Source organism: Mesorhizobium sp. M6A.T.Cr.TU.016.01.1.1 (assembly GCF_003952585.1).
Taxonomy (GTDB): domain Bacteria; phylum Pseudomonadota; class Alphaproteobacteria; order Rhizobiales; family Rhizobiaceae; genus Mesorhizobium; species Mesorhizobium mediterraneum.
Window position 1 is genome coordinate 714055 of the sequence record NZ_CP034452.1, and the last position, 22181, is coordinate 736235.

Annotated in this window: 19 protein-coding genes; 14 read left to right on the top strand and 5 right to left on the bottom strand. The window is 63.1% G+C overall.

Annotated elements, in window-relative coordinates:
* Position 1: 1 nt before the first annotated feature.
* From EJ075_RS03325 to EJ075_RS03335, 3 genes are read left to right on the top strand one after another with little or no spacing between them, the layout of a single operon-like run.
* Positions 2-1087 carry a glycine betaine/L-proline ABC transporter ATP-binding protein gene (locus EJ075_RS03325; protein WP_126103345.1) on the top strand — a complete coding sequence of 362 codons (1086 nt, stop codon included), beginning with the start codon at positions 2-4 and terminating at the stop codon, positions 1085-1087.
* Positions 1084-3066, top strand: a complete 1983-nt coding sequence (locus EJ075_RS03330; protein ID WP_126103346.1) for an ABC transporter permease subunit — start codon at positions 1084-1086, stop codon at positions 3064-3066. Before EJ075_RS03325 ends, EJ075_RS03330 begins: the two co-directional genes overlap by 4 nt.
* 52 nt (positions 3067-3118) lie before the next feature.
* The gene (locus EJ075_RS03335; protein ID WP_126103347.1) at positions 3119-4144 is read left to right on the top strand and encodes a serine hydrolase; all 1026 of its coding nucleotides are present in this window, start codon (positions 3119-3121) and stop codon (positions 4142-4144) included.
* 185 nt (positions 4145-4329) lie between these two features.
* Here the strand turns inward: EJ075_RS03335 and EJ075_RS03340 are convergent, their stop codons facing one another.
* The gene (locus EJ075_RS03340; protein ID WP_126103348.1) at positions 4330-5688 is read right to left on the bottom strand and encodes an NAD(P)/FAD-dependent oxidoreductase; all 1359 of its coding nucleotides are present in this window, start codon (positions 5686-5688) and stop codon (positions 4330-4332) included.
* 258 nt (positions 5689-5946) lie between these two features.
* On the opposite strand from EJ075_RS03340, the gene EJ075_RS03345 reads away from it, so the two are divergent.
* Positions 5947-6657, top strand: a complete 711-nt coding sequence (locus EJ075_RS03345; RefSeq protein WP_126103349.1) for an XRE family transcriptional regulator — start codon at positions 5947-5949, stop codon at positions 6655-6657.
* 213 nt (positions 6658-6870) lie between these two features.
* Here EJ075_RS03345 and EJ075_RS03350 read toward each other — a convergent pair whose 3' ends face one another.
* Genes EJ075_RS03350 through EJ075_RS03365 form a run of 4 tightly spaced genes read right to left on the bottom strand, consistent with a single transcriptional unit; the run spans position 6871 to position 10627 of the window.
* On the bottom strand, positions 6871-7911 hold the full coding sequence (locus EJ075_RS03350; protein ID WP_126103350.1) for a DUF3445 domain-containing protein: 1041 nt from the start codon (positions 7909-7911) through the stop codon (positions 6871-6873).
* A gap of 9 nt (positions 7912-7920) precedes the next feature.
* Positions 7921-8886, bottom strand: a complete 966-nt coding sequence (locus tag EJ075_RS03355) for a PDR/VanB family oxidoreductase (RefSeq protein WP_126103351.1) — start codon at positions 8884-8886, stop codon at positions 7921-7923.
* Positions 8883-9479, bottom strand: coding sequence for a dimethylamine monooxygenase subunit DmmA family protein (locus EJ075_RS03360; RefSeq protein ID WP_126103352.1), 597 nt, complete (start codon positions 9477-9479; stop codon positions 8883-8885). The genes EJ075_RS03355 and EJ075_RS03360 overlap by 4 nt, the downstream gene beginning before the upstream one ends.
* A 14-nt stretch (positions 9480-9493) precedes the next feature.
* Positions 9494-10627 (bottom strand): aminomethyltransferase family protein, encoded by a 1134-nt coding sequence (locus EJ075_RS03365; protein WP_126103353.1) that lies wholly within the window; start codon positions 10625-10627, stop codon positions 9494-9496.
* A 168-nt stretch (positions 10628-10795) separates the two neighbouring features.
* Between EJ075_RS03365 and EJ075_RS03370 the strand changes: the two genes are divergently transcribed.
* The 10 genes from EJ075_RS03370 (at position 10796) to EJ075_RS03415 (ending at position 22121) form a co-directional block, all read left to right on the top strand.
* On the top strand, positions 10796-12193 hold the full coding sequence (locus EJ075_RS03370; protein WP_095483891.1) for an ammonium transporter: 1398 nt from the start codon (positions 10796-10798) through the stop codon (positions 12191-12193).
* A gap of 22 nt (positions 12194-12215) precedes the next feature.
* Positions 12216-12434, top strand: a complete 219-nt coding sequence (locus EJ075_RS03375) for a hypothetical protein (RefSeq protein ID WP_095483890.1) — start codon at positions 12216-12218, stop codon at positions 12432-12434.
* Positions 12435-12565: 131 nt separating this feature from the next.
* On the top strand, positions 12566-13462 hold the full coding sequence (locus tag EJ075_RS03380; protein ID WP_095483889.1) for a glutamine amidotransferase family protein: 897 nt from the start codon (positions 12566-12568) through the stop codon (positions 13460-13462).
* A 4-nt stretch (positions 13463-13466) separates the two neighbouring features.
* The gene (locus tag EJ075_RS03385) at positions 13467-14198 is read left to right on the top strand and encodes a GXGXG domain-containing protein (RefSeq protein ID WP_126103354.1); all 732 of its coding nucleotides are present in this window, start codon (positions 13467-13469) and stop codon (positions 14196-14198) included.
* A 6-nt stretch (positions 14199-14204) separates the two neighbouring features.
* Entirely contained in the window at positions 14205-15533 is a 1329-nt protein-coding gene (locus EJ075_RS03390; protein ID WP_095483887.1) for an FMN-binding glutamate synthase family protein, read from the top strand.
* A 36-nt stretch (positions 15534-15569) separates the two neighbouring features.
* Positions 15570-16877: a type III glutamate--ammonia ligase gene (glnT, locus tag EJ075_RS03395; protein WP_095483886.1), complete on the top strand. Its 1308-nt coding sequence runs from the start codon at positions 15570-15572 to the stop codon at positions 16875-16877.
* A 92-nt stretch (positions 16878-16969) separates the two neighbouring features.
* A complete protein-coding gene (locus tag EJ075_RS03400; protein ID WP_126103355.1) occupies positions 16970-18223 on the top strand; it encodes a sarcosine oxidase subunit beta family protein in 1254 nt (417 codons plus the stop codon).
* Positions 18224-18239: 16 nt separating this feature from the next.
* Positions 18240-18515, top strand: coding sequence for a sarcosine oxidase subunit delta (locus EJ075_RS03405; protein ID WP_095483884.1), 276 nt, complete (start codon positions 18240-18242; stop codon positions 18513-18515).
* A complete protein-coding gene (locus EJ075_RS03410) occupies positions 18515-21499 on the top strand; it encodes a sarcosine oxidase subunit alpha (protein ID WP_126103356.1) in 2985 nt (994 codons plus the stop codon). The genes EJ075_RS03405 and EJ075_RS03410 overlap by 1 nt, the downstream gene beginning before the upstream one ends.
* The gene (locus tag EJ075_RS03415; RefSeq protein WP_126103357.1) at positions 21492-22121 is read left to right on the top strand and encodes a sarcosine oxidase subunit gamma family protein; all 630 of its coding nucleotides are present in this window, start codon (positions 21492-21494) and stop codon (positions 22119-22121) included. Before EJ075_RS03410 ends, EJ075_RS03415 begins: the two co-directional genes overlap by 8 nt.
* Positions 22122-22181 lie beyond the last annotated feature (60 nt).

The window sequence follows — 22181 nt, forward strand, 5'->3', positions numbered from 1 at the left end:
CATGGGCGATACGACCGAACAGGTGCCGCAAGCGGCAGGCACGCCAAACGATGCCCGCCCGATAAAACTTGCCTGCCGCAACGTCTGGAAGCTGTTCGGGGCGAACGCGGCAAATTTCATCCGCCAACGCAACGGCAAGGCCAGCATGGCGGACGTCGCTGCGGCCGGGCTGGTCGGCGCCGTGCGCGCCGTCGACCTCGAAATCCGCCAAGGCGAGATCTTCATCATCATGGGGCTTTCGGGGTCGGGCAAGTCGACGCTGGTGCGCTGCATGTCGCGACTGGTCGAGCCGACGCATGGCAAGGTCGAGTTCGAGGGCAAGGATCTGCTGAAGATCTCCGATGCCGCGCTGATCGAATTGCGGCGCCACCGCATGGGGATGGTGTTCCAGAATTTTGCCCTGCTGCCGCATCTGAACGTGCTGGAGAACATCGCCTTTCCCCTGGGCATCCAGGGGCAGCACCGGCCGACGCGCGAGAAGCGCGCGCGGGAAGTGATCGAGCTCGTCGGCTTGCGCGGGCGCGAGCATTTCTATCCGCGTGAGCTTTCCGGCGGCCAGCAGCAGCGGGTCGGCATCGCCCGCAGCCTCGCCACCAAGCCGGAAATCTGGTTTCTCGACGAGCCGTTCTCGGCACTCGATCCGCTGATCCGCCGCGAGATGCAGGACGAGCTGATGCGGCTCCAGACCATGCTGCACAAGACCATCGTCTTCATCACCCATGATTTCGACGAGGCCATCCGGCTGGCCGACCGCATCGCCATCATGAAGGACGGCGAGGTCATCCAGATCGGCACGCCGGAAGAGCTGGTGGTCAATCCGGCGACCGACTATGTCGCCGAATTCACCCGCGACGTCGACCGCGCCAAGGTGATCTCGGCGCGAAGCCTGATGCGCGCCTGCGACGGCACCGAGCATGGCGGCGCGGTTGCGCCGGATGCCAAGATATCAAGTTTTTCGGCAAGCATCGTCTCCGCCGGCAAGCCGTTCGCGGTGGTCAACGGCACCGGCAAGCCGATCGGCGAGGTCACGCCGCAAGCGGTGATCGATCTTCTGGCAGGCATCGATCGTCATGGGGCCGGCGCATGACGGTGACGGCAAGCGCCAGCGCAGCGAGACCCCGGCCGGTTCAGACCTGGCTGGCGATCTGGGCCTGCGCCCTCGCCGCCGTGCTTGCCGTATTCCTACTGCAGGACAGGCTGCCATGGGCCGTCAACTATCCGGCCAGCGCAATCGTTCCCGTCGCCGACTGGGTCAGCGCGCTGATGAACCTGATAAAGTCGAACTTTTCCTGGCTGACGCGGTCGATCACCGCGGCGCTCAGCGTGCCGCTCGATTTCGCGCTCAATCTGCTCGCCAAGAATTTCAAGATCGGCCGTGGTGCGGATATGATCGTTCTGCCGCGTCTGTCGTGGGTTGGCGTCTGTGCCGCCGCATTCCTGGCCGGACGCGCCGCCGGCGGCTGGAAGCTCGGCGCGCTGGTCGGCGGCTGTTTTCTCTACATTGCGCTGTTCGGCCAATGGACCAGCGCCATGCTGACGCTGGGGCTGATCTCCATCGCCGTGCCGTTCTGCATCGTCACCGGATTGTTCGTCGGCATCTGGGCGTGGCGCAAGCCATGGGCGGAGAGGCTGTTGATCTCCCCTGCCCTTGATCTGATGCAGACCATCCCGACCTTCGCTTATCTGATCCCGATGCTGCTTTTGTTCGGCAACAGCCCGGTTTCGGCGATGATCGCGACGGCCATTTTCGCGACGCCGCCAATGGTGCGCGCGACAATGCTGGGACTGTCGCGGGTGCCGTCCGAAATCGACGATTTCAGCGAGATGGCCGGCTGCACCGCGCGCCAGAAATTGTGGCGCGTGCTTTTGCCCTCGGCGCGTCCAACGCTGATGGTCGGCGTCAATCAGGTCATCATGCTGGCGCTCAACATGGTGATTATCGCTTCGATGATCGGCGCCGGTGGCCTCGGCTACGACGTGCTGCTGGCGCTCAGGGCGCTGAAGGTCGGCGAAGCTATGGAGGCCGGCCTCGCCATCGTGGCGCTGGCAATCGCGCTCGACCGGCTGAGCCAGGCGATCGCGCGCAATCACGCGCAAGGCCATGTCTATCAGGAGGTGAGCCCGAGCTTTTGGCGGCGCTACCCCAATCTGACGCTGGCTATCGCCGTCCTTGCGGCCACGACGCTGCTTGGCCTGTTCGTGCCGGCCTTCGCCGCGGTGCCGAAGGTGATCACCTTCACCACCGCACCCCTGTGGAAGACGGCGGTGAGCTGGATCACGATCAACTTCTTCGACACGATCGAAGCGTTCCGCGTGGCGCTGATCCTCAATGTGCTGAACCCGGTGCGCGCCTTCTGCGAGGGCTTTCCATGGCTGGGCGCGGTGTTCCTGCTCGGTCTTGCCGGCTACCAGCTCGGCGGCCTTCGCCTGGCCGCCCTGGTTGCGGCGCTGACCGTGTTCTGCGCGGTGACCGGCCTCTGGGAAAAAACCATGGCGACGGTCTATCTCTGCGGCATCTCGGCTTTCATCGCTTGCCTGATCGGCATCCCGATCGGGCTGATGGCATCGCGCAGCGACCGCGTCGAGAAGGTCGTCACGCCGATCATCGACACTTTGCAGGTGCTGCCGTCGTTCTGCTTCATCATCCCGGTGGTGATGCTGTTTCGCGTCGGCGACGTGACGGCGATGATCGCCACGGTCGCCTTCGCGGTGGTGCCGGCCATCCGCTACACAAATCACGGCCTCAGGCAGGTGCCACCGGCACTGATCGAGGCGGCAAAGGTGTCGGGCTGCACCAAGCGCCAGACGTTCCTGCGCGTGCAACTGCCGCTGGCGTTGCCTGAGATCATGCTCGGGGTCAACCAGACGATCCTGATGGCGCTGGCGATGATCATCATCTGCGCCATGGTCGGCACGCGCGACCTCGGCCAGGAGGTGTTCATCGCGCTGTCCAAGGCCGATTCCGGCCGCGGCATCGTCGCGGGCCTCGCCATCGCGTTCATCGGCATCGTCGCCGACCGGCTGTTCAACGCCTGGACGGCGAAGGCACGGGCAAGGCTGGGATAGGATCGCGCGCCCCCACCTTCGTCTTGCCCAAAATGCATCCCAAGCTGGCTTCATGCTGAAGCGCCCCACAGTGATTCTAGCTTTCCTCCTCATCCTTTCCGTCACTGCTCACGGTGCGGATGGCCTGGAGGAGCGGCTTGAAAAGCTCTTTGATGAGGCCGAGCGCCTGACGCCGCTGCGCACGGTCGCCATCGCGCATGAGGGCGCGGTGGTGGCGGAGCGTGGCTATCGCGGCCACTCTCCGGCACGTCCGGCCAACATAAAATCCGCCTCCAAGTCGATCATCTCCGCGCTCGTCGGCATCGCCATCGACAAGGGCATGCTCCAAGGCACTGACCAGAAGATCGCTCCGCTTCTTCAGGCCGACCTGCCCGCCGACGTGGATCCGCGGCTCCAGCAGGTTACGATCGGTCATCTGCTTTCCATGCAAGCAGGGCTGGGTCGGACCTCCGGCCCAAACTACGGGCGCTGGGTGGCAAGCGACAACTGGGTGCGGACAGCGCTCGCCATGCCCTTCGACGACGAACCGGGCGGTGCCATGCTCTATTCCACCGGCTCGACCCATCTCCTTTCGGCGATCCTGACGCGCCGGACCGGCCGCTCAACGCTGGAACTGGCACGCGAATGGCTGGGGCCGCAGGAGGGCTTTTCCGTCGCCGCCTGGGACCGGGACCCACAGGGCATCTATCTCGGCGGCAACCAGATGGCCATGAGCCCGCGCTCGCTGCTCGCCTTTGGGGATCTCTACCGCAGCGGCGGGATGAGCCGCGGCGGGCGGCAACTCGTGCCGGCCGATTGGATCAAGCTCTCCTGGCAGCCACGCACCGCCTCCCGTTTCACCGGTGACGGTTATGGCTATGGTTGGTTCATCCGTCAGATCGCGGGCGAAGCGGTCTTCTACGGGTGGGGGTATGGCGGGCAGATGGTCTATGTTGTGCCCGGGCGCGCGCTGACCGTGGTCATGACATCCGATGAAGACGGCCCCGCAGGCCGCAGCGGCCACCGCGACGATCTCCATGCCTTGCTCGAGCGGATCATTGAGGCGACGAAAGACGTGCGCGAGGCCCGCAGCAAGTAACGCATGTCGCGCAAAAGTGCGCAGCGGGTTTGCGGTAACGACATGCATAAAAAAGAACTTAAAGCGCGTCGCATAAATCCATCCAAACGCGAAGCGCTTTAACTAGACCTCTGCATAGAGGATTTGACGGTTCGATGGGTTGCAAGCTGGCAGGCTGTCATGCAGTCCGGCCCGCGAGGAAGTCGCTATTCCGCCGCCACCCCTTTCACTTCCAGATAGCTCTCCATCGAATCGTCCATCGCTTGCAACCACGGCGTATGGTGCAGCGGCGCCATCGTGCCGGTCATCAGCGAGCGGTAGGCGTGGTCGCGGAAGCTCATAATGTCTTCCACCTTGTGGTGCTCCCACTCCATGAAGGTCTGGTTGACAGCCTCGACATCGAAGCCGGGATAGTCGGTCTGCTCCATCAGCTCCTTGGTGTAGTCGCCCTGGAACCAGATCATCTGCTCGGCGTCTTCCAGCGTTTCCTCGCGCGCCCGCCACTTCCTGCCGTGTTCCGCCATCGCCTCGGCCGAAGGCAGCTTGATGCGGCCCATGATGACATCGCGGGCGAACCAGGCCTGCGCGTCGAACATGTTGAAGGTGTAGAACTGGTCCTGCATGCCAATATAGGACAGCCGCGGGTTCTTCTCCCAGACGACGCCCTCGTAGAGCCCGTCTGGCCACATGCGGTTGGCGGTCTTGAGCTTCAGATCCTCGGTGAGGAACGGGAAGGCGTGCAGGTAGCCGGTGCACAGGATAATGGCGTCGACATCCCTGGTGCTGCCATCCTTGAAATGCGCGGTCTTGCCGATGACCTTCTGCAGCAGCGGCACTTCCTTCCAATTGTCAGGCCATTTGAAGCCCATCGGCTTCGAGCGGTAGCTGGAGGTGATCGATTTCGCGCCGTATTTGTAGCATTGCGAGCCAATATCCTCGGCCGAATAGGAGCGGCCGATGATCAATATGTCCTTGCCCTTGAATTCCATGGCGTCGCGGAAATCGTGGCTGTGCAGGATGCGGCCATTGAAGCTCGAAAAACCCTCGAAATAGGGAACGTTGGGCACGGAAAAATGCCCGGAGGCAACGACTACGTTGTCGAACTCCTCCGAATAGGTGACGTCGTTGGCGCGGTCATGCGCGGTGACGGTGAACTTTTTCGTCGCGTCGGAGAAGGTCACCATGCGCACCGGGCTGTTGAAGCGCACCCATTTGCGCACGCCGGATTTTTCGACGCGGCCCTTGATGTAGTCCCACAGCACGGCGCGCGGCGGATAGGAGCCGATCGGCCGGCCGAAATGCTCCTCGAACGTATAGTCGGCGAATTCGAGGCATTCCTTCGGTCCGTTCGACCAGAGGTAACGGTACATCGAGCCATGCACCGGGTCGCCATGCTCGTCGAGGCCGGTGCGCCAGGTGTAATTCCACAGGCCGCCCCAGTCGGACTGCTTTTCGAAGCAGACGATTTCCGGGATGTCCGCGCCCTTGTCGGCAGCCGCCTTGAAGGCTCGAAGCTGGGCCATACCGGAAGGTCCGGCTCCAATGACGGCAACACGACTTTTCATTGCGGGCCTCCCGATCTCATTTCTCTAACGAAACAAATTTCACTGACAGGACAGTAATTGCCCCTTCGATGCTGTCAACAGGCCTTGTTGCGAAACCTCGTTTTCGCCAGGCCGGATTTCAGCGAAACCTGATCGTCATGGGTATGGAAAACAAACAAATCGATCGTGGATCGCTTGTGGGGCGGTTGCGCTCCTGTGTCGGCACCGAATATGTTCACCGTGAGTGAAATAAATCCGCAAAACCCCCGGGGTGGCGACATGGCGAAGAAAGCTTCCAATGTCAGGAATGGGGCAGCCCCCGCCAAGACCAAGCCATCGCCGAAGGGCGTGGCAACGATCCGGACGCCACTGACCCAGGACCCGCACGCCGTTCGCGATATCCGCGAAAAAGTCCTGGAGGTGGCGATCGGCCGCGAGGTGCGGGCGTTTCGCAAAAAACTCGGCATCACCGTCGCCGATCTTGCGGCCGCCACCGACATTTCGCTTGGCATGCTGTCGAAGATCGAAAACGGCATCACCTCGCCGTCGCTGACGACATTGCAGGCGCTGTCACGAGCGCTCGGCGTTCCGGTCACCGCTTTCTTTCGCCGCTTCGAGGAAGAGCGCAGCGCCGTCTTCGTCAAGGCCGGCGAAGGGCTCGATGTCGAGCGCCGCGGCACGCGCGCCGGCCACCAGTACAATCTGCTCGGCCATATCGGCTCGAACACCAGCGGCGTTGTCGTCGAGCCCTATCTGATCACGCTGACCGAGGATTCCGATGTGTTTCCGACCTTCCAGCATGAAGGCATGGAGTTCCTCTACATGCTCGAGGGCGAGGTCGTTTACCGGCACGGCAGCAATCTCTACCCAATGAAGCCCGGCGACAGCCTGTTCTTCGACGCGGATGCGCCGCACGGACCGGAAGTGCTGACGCAACTGCCGATGCGCTATCTCTCGATCATTTGCTATCCGCAAAGTAGTGCGGGGTGAGAGTTCGATCTCCCCCCTCGTGGGGGAGATGTCCGGCAGGACAGAGGGGGGCGCCATAGAGCGCCAACCTCGCGCCTGTCCTACGACCAGCAGAGAACCAGGTTGAGGGCGCAATTACGATCGATTGAGAGGTTGGCGGGACAGCGCCCTCCTCTGCCCTGCCGGGCATCTCCCCACGAGGGGGGAGATTGGCAGCTTCGGCGACGGCAGCAGTCAATCCGGTCCAAACCCTGCTGACGTCGGGCTGCCATCATCCAGCTTCGACAGCCACTCGAGCAGCGTCGGCCGATAGCGCGTCAGGCCTTTGTAATTGACGAGTTCTTCGGGAAGGTCGCGGATCACGCGATGCAGGCGCCTTGCCCATTTCGGCTGCGTCACCAGCTCGTCCATCTTGATCAGGTAGCAGCGGATCGGAAAGACGATGCCGTTCGAGCGCGGCAGCCGCCAGAAACTCTGCAATTCGACGCGCAGATGGACCTTGTCGCCGACGTTTTCGGGCGTCACCGTCGTCCGGTCCGGTCCCCATTTGTGATAATTTTCCGGACTGGTGTCGAGGCGCGGATTGATGGTCATCGTCCAGTTCAGGCGGCGCGCCGGCTTGCCTTGCTGGATGTTGGTAAGGAACTTCAGCGCCCGGACGAATATGCCCTTCTCATGCGCCAGCGGAACCGGCGCGTGCCACTCGAAGAAGTTCATGCCGATATCGAAATCCAGCGACCAGTCGGCCTGGGTGGTGACCATGCCGGCATCCATCCACAGATTGCCGTCGCGCTGGTCGAGGATGCAGAAGTCGCCCTGGCTCTGGCGCGTGATGTATTCCATCGGCCCATAGGGCAGCGTCGAGACGTCGCCGAAGGTGAAGGTGTCGTCGATGCCGAGCGGCCGGTTGATCCAGCGCCATCTGTCACCGTCGCGCGTCAGCGTGAAATGCTCGGGATAGCCCAGCGCCTGCTGTTCCATCAGAAGTTCGAGCAGGTCCCAGCCGGCCAGTGTCATGTGCGGCAGCGACTGGCAGCGCAGCGGGTCCTCCGCCAGCACCAGCGCGCGGTCTTGCATCTCGGCGACATAGTGCTCGTCGACGTCGATCAGGTTTTCAAGCACGCTGCCCTTCGGCCCCAGAACATGAGGCTCGATGTTGACCGCATACATGTAGCTGTCTTCGTGGAACGGGAACGGAAACCGCCTGATGTGCTCCGGGCTGTTCTTGAAGGTGAAGTCGTCGCGGAACGTTTCCTTGCGAAAGGTGATGCCCAGGCTCGCCTCCTATCTTTCCAGAACCAGCGACCTGCCCTCGAAGCGCGAGACGCAGGGCATGATCTTCTTGCCGCAACGATGCTCTTCCTCGCTCAGCCAGTGGTCGTTGTGAATGAATTTGCCGTCTGAAGAAATGACGTTGGTTTCGCACTGGCCGCAGACGCCGCCGCGGCAGAGATAGGGCGGATCGACGCCGGCGGCCTCGACCGCCTCAAGCAGGCTCTGCTGCTCGCCGACGCGGATCGTCTTGCCGCTGACAGCCAGCGTCACGTCGAATGGGGCGCCGGGCTGGGGGGCTGCGAAATGCTCGAAATGCACGGTTTCCGCCGGCCAGCCGAGCGCGGCGGCACGGTCGCGCACCCAGTCGATCATGCCGGACGGACCGCAGACATAGAGATGCGTGCCGAGCGGCTGCGACGACAGCAGCCGATCGAGTTCGATGCGCTCGTCGCGGTCGTCGTGGTAGAGCCTGACCCGGCGGTCGTAGCGCTCTCTGAGCACATCGGCGTAGGTGCCGAGCGAGGCGGTGCGGCAGGTGTAGTGCAGCTCGAAATTGCCGCCATCCGCCGCCAACTGCGCGGTCTGCGCCATGAACGGCGTGATGCCGATGCCTCCCGCCAGCATCAGATGCTTCCTGGCGCGCAAATCGAGCGAGAACAGATTGACCGGATAGCTGATCACCATCTCCATGCCGGGCCTGACATTCCTGTGCATGAACAGCGAGCCGCCGCGGCCGACATCGTCGCGGCGCACCGAGATCGTGTATTCGCGCGTGTCGAGCGGCGAGCCCATCAGCGAATACGGGTTGAGCCTGGTGCGCTCGCCGTCTCGCATTTCGACGACAACATGGGCGCCGCCGGAGAATGTCGGCAGCAGCGCTTCGTCACGCCTGCGGAAATGGAAGCGCGTCACCAATTCGTTGACCGGGACGACATCGCTCACCACGACGTCAAGCTTGGTGGTGCCGGTGCTCATCGAAAGATCTCCTCCGTGGGAGGAATTTCGCTGCGGTCTTCCGCATTGATGCAGACGCCCTGGAATGCCGCGAGGCGCCTGGAATAGTGATCGCGTACCAGAAGAAGCAGGCCACAATGCGAACAGGTCGCCGGCTGCGTGGTCACGTTTTCGGTGATGCCCTTGCAATGAACGCACTGCATGCGGCGCGCCAGCGAGCCGCGATGCTCGGTCTGGATCGAGGTATGGTCGATACCGGCTTCGAGCGCCGCCTGCATGGCTTGGCCGATTAGCCCCTCGGTGCCGGCGAGATAGAGGCGCAGGCCCATGTGGGCGTTGGCAAGGGTCTGCTTCAGCCGCGGCAAGGCGCTGGCAAAGGAAGGTCCCTGGTAGAGTTGCGCCGGCTTCAGCGCCTCAAGGGCGGCGACATGCTTGCCCTCATTGCCGGGGATGAAGATGATGTGCGCATCGGCAAAGAAACCATCGGGCACCTTGGGTGCCAGATCCGTTATCGCCAGCGCACCTTCTGCATCCGCCACGAAAAGATGGTGCTTGCCGGGTTGGGGAGACAGGGTCGCATAGACCGGCCGGCTGATGATGCTTTTCGCTGCCATCCTCTCAGTATGCCTCAGCCTTTCGCCGTGCGCTTGGTCTTCTTCGGATCATCGAACGGAAGCGGCTCAGCCGTCGCGCTGATGGCGCCGCTCTTGTTGCGGATCTCGAGCCTGGTGCCCTGGACGGCGCAGTCGACGTCGAGCCGGGCGATGCCCATCGATTTCTTGACCAGCGGCGAATACATGGCGCAGGTCACCACGCCGACCTTTTTGCCGTCGCGATAGACCGGCGCGCCCTCGTCGGCCGGCTCCTTGCCTTCGAGCAGCACGCCGAAGATCTTGAAGCGCTCCCTGCCCTTGAGGCGGTAGTGCTCCTCGGCGCCGCGAAAGCCTGTCTTGCCGGGGCTGACGGTGAAATCGAGGCCGAGTTCCCACAGCGTATCGCCGGGGCCTTCGTTCTCGAACGGATATTTCTGCGAATTGTCGTAGGGGTAGAACAAGAGATAGCTCTCGACGCGCAGCATATCGAGCGTGGTGAACCGGCACGGAATGATGCCGGCGCTCTTGCCCTCGTCGAGAATGGTGTCCCAGATCGTGCCGGCATCCTGGCCGCGGCAGAAGATCTCGTAGCCGCGTTCGCCGGTGTAGCCGGTGCGCGAGATCATCACCGGAAAACCGAACAGCCGGGTCTGCATGTGATGGAAATAGGCGAGGTCGCGAATGCCGGGGACATGCTTTGCCAGATAGTCGACGGCTGTCGGCCCCTGCAGCGAAAGGTCGTGCAGATTGTCGTCGAAGCGCAGCGAGACATCGCGGCCCATCGCGGCGCGTTGCAACTCCTCATGGCCGGTGCCCGAACCATGCACGACCATCCAGGCATTCGGACCGGTGCGGTAGAGGATGCAGTCGTCGGTGAATTTTCCCGCCTCGTTGAGCATGCAGGCATAGGCCGACTTGCCAGGATATATTTTCTCGACGTCGCGCGTCGTCGCCAGGTCGATCAGATGCGAGGCATGCGGCCCGGTGATGTGGACCTTCTTCAGGCCCGACACGTCCATCAGCCCGGCTTTGGTGCGGATGGCGATGTATTCCTCGTCGGCGTCCTTGTCGTAGGTCCAGGCGGTGCCCATCCCGCTCCAGTCTTCGAGCTTCGAACCGAGCGCGCGATGGCGATCCGCCAAGGTCGAAAATCTCCAGGATGCCGTCATGGACTTGCTTCTCCTCAACATGATTGCCGACGTTTCGCCACTGCAGGGCACTGAGGCCCATGCGGCGGTCCGCGCCATATTGACTCAAAACTCCAAAAGCGCGCAATACTAAGATGCAAAAAGTTTTACTGAGAGGCAAGGAACGCAACTAAACGGAGGGGACATGAAATGGAAGGGAATCTCAACGCTCTGACGACCATTTTCACGGAGTTCTATTACTGGGTGACCATCGTCATGATGTTCCTCATCCATGTCGGGTTCTGCATGTACGAGGTCGGCGTGTCGCGTCGGCGCAATCACCTGAAAACGCTCATGAAGAACGCGATGGCGATCCCGCTCGTCACGATCACCTTCTATTTTTTCGGCTGGTGGATCTATTTCGGCTTCCCCAACGGGCCGGGCATCGCGGGCGGACTTGTCACCGCACCATTTGCCGAACCATGGAATCCGCTGATGGGCACCCACCTCTCCGGAGTCAATCCGGGCGAGACGGGGGTCACGCCTACCGACGCCGCGCTGTGGCATCGCCTCAATGGCGTGTTCTGGGGCGCCTTCCTGCTGTTCTCCATTACGACGGCGTCGATCATCTCGGGTTCGATCATAGAACGTGCTCGCTCGGGGGCGTTCTGGATCGTCGCGGTGCTGGTCGGTTCGGTCCTGTGGATTCTCGACGCATCCTGGGGCTGGCATCCGCAAGGCTGGATGGTGAAGCTCTGGGGCTATCATGATGCGTATGCATCGGGGGTCGTGCACGCAATCGCGGGCGGAGCGGCGCTCGCCTTTCTCATCGTGCTTGGTCCGCGCATCGGCAAGTTCAGGCCCGACGGCACTGCACGCGACATCCCGCCCCACAATGTTTGGCTGGTCACGATCGGCCTGTTCCTGATCTTCACCGGCTTCTGGGGCTTCTATGCCGCGTGCAACATTCCGTTGATCAGCCCGGCCACGATTGCCGGCCAGATCACCGGCGAAACCTGGACGGCAACCAACATCTATCTCGCGCCGACCACGCTCTCGGCGATCACCTTCAACTTCCTGATGTCGCTATCGGGCGGGATGCTGGCCGGCTACATCGTCTCGAAAGGCGATCCTTTCTGGACATTCTCCATGGGACTTTGCGGCGTTATCTCAACCTCGGCCGGCAACGACCTCTATCACCCGATCCAGGCACTGCTGATCGGCGCGATCATCCCGACCATCTGCTACAAGCTGCACTATTTCGTCGAGCGCCGCTTCAAGATCGACGATGCGGTGGGCGCTGTTGCCGTGCATGGTTATGGCGGATTCCTCGGGGTCGTGGTGGCGGGCTTCATGCTGTGGGGACAGCCATCCTCGCCCTACGAGGGCTTCGCGCATATCAACCCGCTCGGCAATTTCGCTGGTGCGGTGCTGATGTTCGTGCTCGGTTTCGTCCCAACCTTTGTAGTCTGCAAGATCCTCAACAGCATGAACCTCCTGCGCGTGCCGGCGAAGGTGGAACTCGAGGGCGTCGACTTTGCCCTCAACCATGCTTTCGAGGCGTCGGTCCGCGAAGTGGGAACCGCCGAAAAGGCCATGATCAAATAGTCAACGGACAAGGAGAACCGCAATGTCTACTAATGGAATGGAAAGCTGGGCCGTGGACCTCAAGGACGTCGGCGCGATCTACCCGTTTCAGGGTTCCGAAGTCGTGATGGTGATCATCGGCCTCGTCTTCTGGATCGGTTGGCACGTCCTCCAGACGCGCCACGAGAGCGCTGAAATCGAAGCCGATATGGCTGCGGATCGCACCGGAGAGGAAACGAGAAAGGCGATCGACCGCCATTAAGTCGTCATCGGGTCGTCTGGCGCGTCATTTGCGCCAGACGACTTGTCCAACATGAAAAAAACTTTCATGCGAGTTGAATTCGACTCATGAAGCTGGTAGCACCTAATCATACCTCACCTCGGGAGCCTGACATGTGCGGAATCGTCGGACTGTTTTTGAAGGACAAGTCGCTCGAGCCCCAGCTCGGCTCGATGCTGTCGCAGATGCTGATCTCGCTCAGCGATCGCGGCCCCGACAGTGCCGGCATCGCCATCTACGGCGCGCCAACAGGCAATGAGGCTAAGATCACCATCCAGTCGGCAAAGCCGGAGCGTGACTTCCGCGGTCTCGACGCCGAACTGGCCAAGGCCATCGGAGCCCCAGTCAGCATTGCGGTGAAGTCGACCCATGCAGTCGTCAGGACCACGCCCGTCAAGATCGATGAAGCGCGCGAGGCCATCCAGACGCTTCGCCCTGATATCCGCATCATGGGCGCCGGCGATGTTGTCGAGATCTACAAGGAAGTCGGCCTGCCCGAAGCGGTCGTCGATCGTTTCGACGTGCGCAGCATGACCGGCACGCACGGCATCGGCCATACCCGCATGGCGACGGAATCGGCTGTCACAACGATGGGCGCGCATCCGTTCTCGACCGGCGCCGACCAGTGCCTTGTGCACAATGGCTCGCTGTCCAATCACAACAATGTCCGCCGCGAGCTGATCCGCGAAGGCATGAAATTCGAGACCGAGAACGACACCGAAGTCGCGGCCGCCTATCTCTCGTCGCAGATGGCGCATGGCAAGAATCTCGGTGAAGCGCTGGAAGGCACGCTGAGCGACCTCGACGGCTTCTTCACCTTCGTCGTCGGCACCAAGAACGGCTTCGGCGTGGTGCGCGATCCGATCGCCTGCAAGCCTGCCGTCATGGCCGAGACCGACCAGTATGTCGCCTTCGGCTCGGAATATCGCGCGCTCACCAAACTGCCCGGCATAGACAATGCGAGGGTCTGGGAACCCGAGCCCGCAACCGTCTATTTCTGGGAGCACTGAGTCCATGCCGGCAATCAACGTCTCCAAAGCACTCGACCAGAGCCATGCGTCACGGGTCTTCGACCTCAGCGAAATGCCGCTGCGCGATCTCAATCAGGCGCTTCACGATTTGACCTCTGGTTCGAACGAGACCGCCTGGGAGGTGCTTCATCCGAAAGGCAGCCATTCGGTCGCCGTCGGGGTCGACCAGCCGATCACCATCGATGTCCGCGGCAGCGTCGGTTATTATTGCGGCGGCATGAACGACGGCAGCAGCATCACCGTGCATGGCTCGGCCGGACCTGGCGTCGGCGAGAATATGATGTCAGGCTCGATAACGGTGAAAGGCGATGCCAGCCAATATGCCGGCGCCACCGGCAAGGGCGGGCTTCTGGTCATCGAAGGCAACGCGTCGTCACGCTGCGGCATTTCGATGAAGGGCATCGACATCGTCGTTCATGGCAATATCGGCCACATGTCGGCCTTCATGGCGCAGTCCGGCAATCTGGTGGTGCTGGGCGATGCCGGCGACGCACTCGGCGATTCCATCTACGAGGCGCGGCTCTTCGTGCGCGGCAAGGTCGAAAGCCTCGGCGCCGACTGCATCGCCAAGGAGATGCGGCCCGAGCACCTGGAGTTGCTGCAGGGCCTGCTCGACCGCGCCGGGGTGACCGGCGTCAAAGCGGCGGAATTCAAGCGTTACGGCTCGGCGCGCACGCTTTACAATTTCAACATCGACAACGCCGACGCGTATTGAGGCAGCATGACCTATCGCAACCCGCCGACGACGCCGCGCAAATCCGCGACCTTCGACGACTACACGCTCTCCGAGATCCGCCGCGCGGCGGCGACCGGCATCTATGACATCCGTGGCGCCGGCGCCAAGCGCAAACTGCCGCATTTCGACGACCTGCTGTTCCTCGGCGCCTCGATCTCGCGTTATCCGCTCGAAGGCTATCGCGAGCGCTGCGACACCAGTGTCGTGCTGGGCTCGCGCCATGCCAAGAAGCCGATCGAGCTGAAAATCCCGATCACCATCGCCGGCATGAGTTTCGGGTCGCTCTCCGGCCCGGCAAAAGAGGCCTTGGGCCGCGGCGCGACGCTGTCCGGCACCTCGACGACCACCGGCGACGGCGGCATGACCGAGGAAGAGCGCGGCCACTCGCAGACGCTGGTCTATCAATATCTGCCTTCGCGCTACGGAATGAACCCGCGCGATTTGCGCCGGGCCGATGCGATCGAGATCGTCGTCGGCCAGGGCGCCAAGCCCGGCGGCGGCGGCATGCTGCTTGGCCAGAAGATCTCCGACCGGGTCGCCGAAATGCGCACGCTGCCGAAAGGTATCGACCAGCGCTCGGCCTCGCGTCATCCCGACTGGACCGGGCCGGATGATCTCGAGATCAAGATCCTGGAGCTGCGCGAAATCACCGACTGGGAAAAGCCGATCTACGTCAAGGTCGGCGGCGCGCGGCCCTACTACGACACAGCCCTTGCGGTGAAGTCAGGCGCAGATGTCGTCGTGATCGACGGCATGCAGGGCGGCACCGCCGCAACCCAGGAAGTGTTCATCGAGAATGTCGGCCAGCCGACGCTTGCCTGCATCAGGCCGGCGGTGCAGGCGCTGCAGGATCTCGGCATGCATCGCAAGGTGCAGCTGATCGTCTCTGGCGGCATCCGCAACGGCGCCGATGTCGCCAAGGCGCTAGCGCTCGGCGTCGACGCGGTGTCGATCGGCACCGCAGCACTTGTCGCGCTCGGCGACAACGACCCGCGCTGGGAGGCGGACTACAACGAGCTTGGCACCACAGCCGGCGCCTATGACGACTGGCATGAGGGACGCGATCCGGCTGGCATCACCACGCAGGATCCCGAGCTGATGAAGCGGGTCGACCCGATCGCCGCCGGACGGCGATTGGCGAATTATCTGAAGGTGATGACGCTGGAGGCGCAGACCATTGCCCGTGCGTGCGGCAAGAACAGCCTGCACAATCTCGAGCCCGAGGATCTCGTCGCGCTCACGATCGAAGCCGCCGCCATGGCCGGCGTGCCGCTGGCCGGCACCAACTGGATACCGGGGAAGAACGGCTTCTAAGACGTCACAACAAAATTCCATAAGCGAGGAACTATAATGGGGAACGATCTCGCCGCATTCGCCAAAGAGAACGGCGTCAAATATTTCATGATTTCCTACACGGACCTGTTCGGCGGCCAGCGCGCCAAGCTGGTGCCGGCGCAGGCCATCGCCGACATGCAGAAGGACGGTGCCGGCTTTGCCGGCTTTGCCACCTGGCTCGACCTGACGCCGGCGCATCCCGACATGCTGGCGGTGCCGGATCCGGATTCGGTTATCCAGCTGCCGTGGAAGCCGGAGGTCGCCTGGGTCGCCGCCAACTGCATCATGGACGACAAATCGGTCGCCCAGGCGCCGCGCAACACGCTGAAGCGGCTGATTGCCGAGGCAGCCGGCGACGGCATGCATGTCAAGACCGGCGTCGAGGCCGAATTCTTCCTGATCTCGCCGGACGGCAAGACGATTTCCGACGAATACGACACGGCGTCGAAGCCCTGCTATGACCAGCAGGCGGTGATGCGCCGCTACGATGTCATAGCCGAGATCTGCGACCACATGCTGGCGCTCGGCTGGGGCGCCTACCAGAACGACCATGAGGACGCCAACGGCCAGTTCGAAATGAACTGGGCTTTCGACGATGCGCTGGCGACCGCCGACAAGCATTCCTTCTTCAAGTTCATGGTGAGGTCCGTTGCCGAAAAGCACGGCCTGCGCGCCACCTTCATGCCAAAACCATTCCCCGGCCTGACCGGCAATGGCTGTCACGCGCACATTTCGGTGTGGGACAAGGACGGCAAGACCAATGTCTTTGCCGACAATGCCATGGAACTCGGCCTGTCGGCGAAGGGCAAGAATTTCCTTGGCGGCATCATGAAGCATGCCTCGGCACTTGCCGCGATCACCAACCCGACGGTCAATTCCTACAAGCGCATCAACGCGCCGCGCACCATTTCGGGCGCGACCTGGGCGCCGAACTCGGTGACCTGGACCGGCAACAACCGCACCCACATGGTGCGCGTGCCCGGCCCCGGCCGCTTCGAGCTGCGCCTGCCCGACGGCGCGGCTAACCCTTATCTGCTGCAGGCCGTCATCATCGCCGCCGGCCTCGACGGCATCCGCTCGAAGGCCGATCCCGGCAGGCGCTACGACATCGACATGTACCAGTTCGGACACACGGTGGAGGGCGCGCCGAAGCTGCCGCTCAACCTGCTCGATGCATTGCGCGAGTTCGACAATGACAAATCGCTCAAGGCGGCGCTGGGTGAGGAATTCTCGTCGGCTTACCTAAAGCTCAAGCACCAGGAATGGAATTCCTATGCTTCCCACTTCACCCAGTGGGAGCGTGACCACACGCTGGATATCTAGAGCATCGAACCGAAAAGTGTGAAGCGGTTTTCGGATGAATCCGATGCGTCAAGAAAGGTCCTGCGTGGCGCGAGCGACCTCGGAATAGATTTATGAGATACTCGATCTTCTCCCTCGCCCGCGCCGCGCTTTCCGGCCACAAGAATTGGCAGCGCACTTGGCGCGACGCCAGCCCGAAGGATCACTACGACGTGGTGATCATCGGCGGCGGCGGCCACGGCCTGGCGACGGCATGGTTCCTGGCCAGCGAGTACGGCATCAGGAATGTCGCCGTGCTCGAAAAGGGCTGGATCGGCTCCGGCAATGCCGGTCGCAACACCACTATCATCCGCTCCAATTACGGGCTGCCCGGCAACACCGGCTTCTACGAGCTGTCGATGAAGCTGTGGGAGCGCATGGAGCAGGACCTCAACTACAACACCATGGTCAGCCAGCGCGGCGTCATCAATCTCTATCATTCCGACGCGCAGCGCGACGCCTATGCGCGGCGCGGCAACACCATGCGCATCAATGGCATCGATGCCGAACTGCTCGACCTGGCGGCGGTCAAGAAGATGATGCCGTTCCTGAACTTCGACAATGCTCGCTTTCCCGTGCAAGGCGGGCTGCTGCAGCGGCGCGGCGGCACGGCACGCCACGATGCCGTGGTCTGGGGCTACGCCCATGCGGCGAGTACACTCGGCGTCGACATCATCCAGAATTGCGAGGTGACAGGTTTTTCGCGCGACGCCAACGGCAAGGTGACCGGGGTCGAGACGACACGCGGCAAGATCGGCGCCGGCAAGGTCGGCATGGCCGTTGCCGGCAGTTCGTCGCGCGTCGCGGCGATGGCGGGCCTGCGCCTGCCGATCGAAAGCCATGTGCTGCAGGCCTTCGTTTCCGAGGCGATCAAGCCGCTGATCCCCAACGTCATGACCTTCGGCGCCGGCCATTTCTACGTCAGCCAGTCCGACAAGGGCGGGCTGGTCTTCGGCGGCGACATCGACGGCTACAATTCCTATGCCCAGCGCGGCAACATGCCAGTCATGGAAAACGTGTGCGAGGGCGGCATGGCGCTGATGCCGATGATCGGTCGCGTGCGCCTGTTGCGGCAATGGGGTGGCATCATGGACATGTCGATGGACGGCTCGCCGATCATCGACAAGACGCCGGTGGACGGGCTCTATCTCAACGCCGGCTGGTGCTATGGCGGCTTCAAGGCGACGCCCGGCTCCGGTCTTGTCTTTGCCCATTTTCTGGCCCGCGACGAACCGCACAAGGAGGCGGCGCGGTTCCGCCTCGACCGGTTCCGGCGCGGCGCGATGATCGATGAAAAGGGCGTCGGCGCCCAACCGAGTCTGCACTGAGGACGGTCCAGAAAACATGCGTATTGTCTGTCCCTTCTGCGGCGAACGTGAACTCGGCGAGTTCACCTATCTCGGCGACGCCAAGCCGGTGCGTCCGGCGGCCGGCGCCTCGGAGGACGACGTCTTCGACTACGTCTATCTGCGCGACAACATTGCCGGCGAGACGACCGAGCATTGGTATCATGGCGGCGGCTGCCGGGCCTGGCTGAAGATCACCCGCAACACGCTGACACACGAGATTTCGTCGGTCGAGCCGGCGGCAGGCGCCGGCGCCGCCAAGGTTGGCGCCTGATGGTCAGTCGCGCACAGACACACCGGCTGGAGAGCGGCGGCCTTATCGATCGTTCGGCACCGCTGAATTTTCGCTTCGACGGCAAAACCTTTGCCGGCTTCGAGGGCGACACGCTGGCCTCGGCGCTGATTGCCAATGGCGTCAAGCTGGTCGGCCGCTCGTTCAAATACCACCGGCCGCGCGGCATCCTGACCGCAGGCTCGGAAGAGCCCAATGCGCTGGTCGAGCTGCGAACGGGCGCGCGCCGCGAACCGAACACCAAAGCGACCACGGCAGAACTTTACGACGGTCTCGAAGCCGCCAGCCAGAACCGCTGGCCGTCGCTACGGCACGATCTGATGGCGGTGAACCAGTTGTTCGCGCCGATCTTCGTTGCCGGCTTCTACTACAAGACCTTCATGTGGCCGGCAAAATTCTGGGAAGCGATCTATGAGCCAGCGATCCGCCGCGCCGCCGGTCTTGGCCGCGCAGCTGGCGTCGCCGATCCCGACCATTACGACAAGGCCTGGGCGTATTGCGACGTTCTGATCGCCGGTTCCGGCCCGGCCGGGCTGGCGGCAGCGCTTGCCGCCGGGCGCAGCGGCGCCCGCGTCATCCTGTGCGAGGAAGATTTTGCGGTCGGCGGCCGCCTGCTCGCCGACGGCGGCACGATCGACGGCATGCCGGCGGCCGAATGGATCTCCCGCACGCTGGCCGAGCTCACGACGCTGCCCGATGTCCGCATCATGAGCCGCACGACACTGTTTGGCGTCTATGATGGCGGCACCTATGGCGCGATTGAGCGGGTCAACGACCACCTGCCCTCCCCGCCCGAACACCAGGTCCGCCAGCGGCTGTGGCGGATCGTGGCAAAGCGCTCGATTGTTGCCGCCGGCGCCATCGAACGGCCGATCGTCTTTGCTGGCAACGACACGCCCGGCGTGATGATGGCCTCGGCGATGCGGGCCTATGTCGAACGCTATGCGGCAACCCCTGCGAAGAGGATCGCGCTGTTCACCAACAATGAGGATGGATGGCGGACGGTCGAGACCGCGCTTGGCGCCGGATTGCAGATCGCAGCGGTCGTCGACGCGCGCCCGGATGTGTCGGCTGCGCATCGCGCGCTTGCCGCCAAGGCCGAGTTTCCCGTGTTGAACGGTTCGGTCGCTGGTGTCGAAGGCGGCAAGGACGGCGTCAGGAAAATCTCGGTATCGCTGACCGGCGGTGCGCGCGCCGAGGTCGAAGCCGACGGGCTTGCCGTTTCCGGCGGCTGGAATCCGGCGGTCGGGCTGACGTCCTATCATCGCGGCCGGCCGAAATGGCAGGATGATATATCGGCCTTCGTGCCGGACAGCGCCCCACCGGGCATGGTGGCCGCCGGTGCCGCCAACGGAGCCTTCGGCCTTGGTGCGTGCCTGCGCCAAGGCTTTGCCGCCGGTGCGGCTGCGGCACAGAGCGCCGGACACAGGGGCAATGCCGGCACGCCGCCCGTCGCCGACGACGAGGCTTTTTCGCTGACCCCGCTCTGGCATGTCGCCGGTAAAGGCAAAGCCTTTGTCGACTACCAGCATGACGTCACCGCTTCCGACATCGAACTGGCGCAGCGCGAAGGCTTTGAATCGGTCGAACATCTGAAACGCTATACGACGCTCGGCATGGCCACCGACCAGGGCAAGACCTCGAACGTCGCCGGCCTCGCCATCATGGCGGCGGTGTCAGGCAGATCCATCCCCGAGACCGGCACGACGATCTACCGTCCGCCCTATGTGCCGGTCGCCATCGGCGCCTTTGCCGGCCACCATCGCGACGAGAACTTCCATGCGACAAGACTGACGCCGTCGCACCACTGGGCAGCCGAACAGGACGCCGTGTTCGTCGACACCGGCCTGTGGAAGCGCGCGCAATGGTATCCGCGCGCCGGCGAGAAGGACTGGCTGGAATCGGTCACCCGCGAGGTCAAGGCGGTGCGCTCTGCCGTCGGCTTCTGCGATGTCTCGACGCTCGGCAAGATCGATGTGCACGGGCCGGATGCCGGCGCCTTCCTCGACCGCGTCTATATCAACACCTTCTCCAATCTCGCCGTGGGAAAAGCTCGCTACGGGCTGATGCTGCGCGAGGACGGCATGGTCTATGACGACGGCACCACGTCGCGGCTGGCCGAGGATCATTATTTCCTGACCACCACGACCGCCAAGGCCGGGCCGGTGATGCAGCATCTCGAATTCTGCCGGCAGGTGCTGTTTCCTGAACTCGACGTGCAGCTGACCTCCGTCTCCGACCAGTGGGCGCAATTCTCTATCGCCGGGCCGAAGACGCGGGACCTGCTCGGCGAAATCGTCGATCCGGCCGAGGATTTGTCGAACGAGGGCTTTCCGTTCATGGGCGCGCGCGAAGTCGCGCTTCGCGGCGGCATCAGGGCGCGGCTGTTCCGCATCTCGTTCTCCGGCGAGATGGCGTTCGAGATTTCCGTTCCGGCCCGCTATGGCGACGCGCTGGTGCGCAACCTGATGCTGGCCGGCAAACAATTCGGCGTGACGCCTTACGGCACCGAGGCGCTCGGCGTCATGCGCATCGAAAAGGGCCATGTCGCCGGACCAGAGTTGAACGGCACCACGACCGCCGCCGATCTCGGCCTCGGCAAGATGATGTCGACCAAGAAGGATTTTATCGGCCGCGTCATGGCCGGACGCGAGGCGCTGGTCGCGCCCGACCGGCAGGTCGTGGTCGGTATCAAGCCGACGGACAGAGCGCGCCGCCTGCGCGCCGGCGCGCATATCATTCCAAAGGGCGAGATACCGGGTTCCACAAACGACCAGGGCTATGTCACGTCGGTCTGCTTCTCGCCGACGCTCGACCAGTGGATCGGGCTGGCGCTTGTCGAGCGCGGCCGCGAGCGGATCGGCGAGATCGTCCATGCGCATGATCCGCTGCGCGGCGAAGACTATGACGTCGAGCTGTGCAATCCCGTCTTCTATGATCCGGATGGAGGGCGCCAGCGTGGCTGAATTTTCCTGGGTTTCTCGCAGTCCGCTGGAGCACGCGCTTGTCGTGGGCGACTATGGCGCGCGTGACGTCGAACCGGGCATTTCGCTCACCGAGATCCGCAATTTCGACCTGATCCAGGTGATGGCGCGACGCGGCAAAGGGGCGGAACTGGCCAGCGCCGCGGAAGTCCGTTTCGGCGTTGCCGCTCCGGATGCGCCCAAGGCGGTCCAAACCGCGGACACCTCGCTGATCTGGTCAGGGCCGGATCAGTTCCTCGTCCTGTCGAAGGGCGGCAAGCACACGATGGAGCCACTGACCCAGGCGTTTTCGCAGTCGGCTTCGCTGTCCGACCAGTCGCATGCGCGCGCCCTGATCAGCGTCTCGGGAGCCAAGGCGCGGGCCATGCTGGCGAAACTGTCGTCGATCGATCTGCACCCGGCGGCGTTTCCGACCGGCACTGCCGCCGCGACATCGATCGACCATACCAGCGTCAATCTCTGGCGTGGCTATGACCGGCCGGACGGTCAGGCGGTGTTCAATCTTCTGGTGTTTGCAACCTTCGCGGAAAGCCTGTGGCGCACGATACTCGACGCGGCCGCCGAGTATGGGGTCGAGATCGGGTATTCAGAGGAATTGGGGTAGCGCCTGCCTCTTCCCTTCTCCCCTTGTGGGAGAAGGTGGATTGGCGCGTAGCGCCAAGAC

Coding starts and splice junctions, on each gene's coding strand:
- EJ075_RS03370 (WP_095483891.1), top strand. CDS start 10,796: ATGGAAGGGAATCTCAACGCTCTGACGACCATTTTCACGGAGTTCTAT.
- EJ075_RS03335 (WP_126103347.1), top strand. CDS start 3,119: ATGCTGAAGCGCCCCACAGTGATTCTAGCTTTCCTCCTCATCCTTTCC.
- EJ075_RS03410 (WP_126103356.1), top strand. CDS start 18,515: ATGGTCAGTCGCGCACAGACACACCGGCTGGAGAGCGGCGGCCTTATC.
- EJ075_RS03355 (WP_126103351.1), bottom strand. CDS start 8,886: ATGAGCACCGGCACCACCAAGCTTGACGTCGTGGTGAGCGATGTCGTC.
- EJ075_RS03400 (WP_126103355.1), top strand. CDS start 16,970: ATGAGATACTCGATCTTCTCCCTCGCCCGCGCCGCGCTTTCCGGCCAC.
- glnT (WP_095483886.1), top strand. CDS start 15,570: ATGGGGAACGATCTCGCCGCATTCGCCAAAGAGAACGGCGTCAAATAT.
- EJ075_RS03390 (WP_095483887.1), top strand. CDS start 14,205: ATGACCTATCGCAACCCGCCGACGACGCCGCGCAAATCCGCGACCTTC.
- EJ075_RS03380 (WP_095483889.1), top strand. CDS start 12,566: ATGTGCGGAATCGTCGGACTGTTTTTGAAGGACAAGTCGCTCGAGCCC.
- EJ075_RS03360 (WP_126103352.1), bottom strand. CDS start 9,479: ATGGCAGCGAAAAGCATCATCAGCCGGCCGGTCTATGCGACCCTGTCT.
- EJ075_RS03340 (WP_126103348.1), bottom strand. CDS start 5,688: ATGAAAAGTCGTGTTGCCGTCATTGGAGCCGGACCTTCCGGTATGGCC.
- EJ075_RS03385 (WP_126103354.1), top strand. CDS start 13,467: ATGCCGGCAATCAACGTCTCCAAAGCACTCGACCAGAGCCATGCGTCA.
- EJ075_RS03345 (WP_126103349.1), top strand. CDS start 5,947: ATGGCGAAGAAAGCTTCCAATGTCAGGAATGGGGCAGCCCCCGCCAAG.
- EJ075_RS03325 (WP_126103345.1), top strand. CDS start 2: ATGGGCGATACGACCGAACAGGTGCCGCAAGCGGCAGGCACGCCAAAC.
- EJ075_RS03330 (WP_126103346.1), top strand. CDS start 1,084: ATGACGGTGACGGCAAGCGCCAGCGCAGCGAGACCCCGGCCGGTTCAG.
- EJ075_RS03365 (WP_126103353.1), bottom strand. CDS start 10,627: ATGACGGCATCCTGGAGATTTTCGACCTTGGCGGATCGCCATCGCGCG.
- EJ075_RS03375 (WP_095483890.1), top strand. CDS start 12,216: ATGTCTACTAATGGAATGGAAAGCTGGGCCGTGGACCTCAAGGACGTC.
- EJ075_RS03405 (WP_095483884.1), top strand. CDS start 18,240: ATGCGTATTGTCTGTCCCTTCTGCGGCGAACGTGAACTCGGCGAGTTC.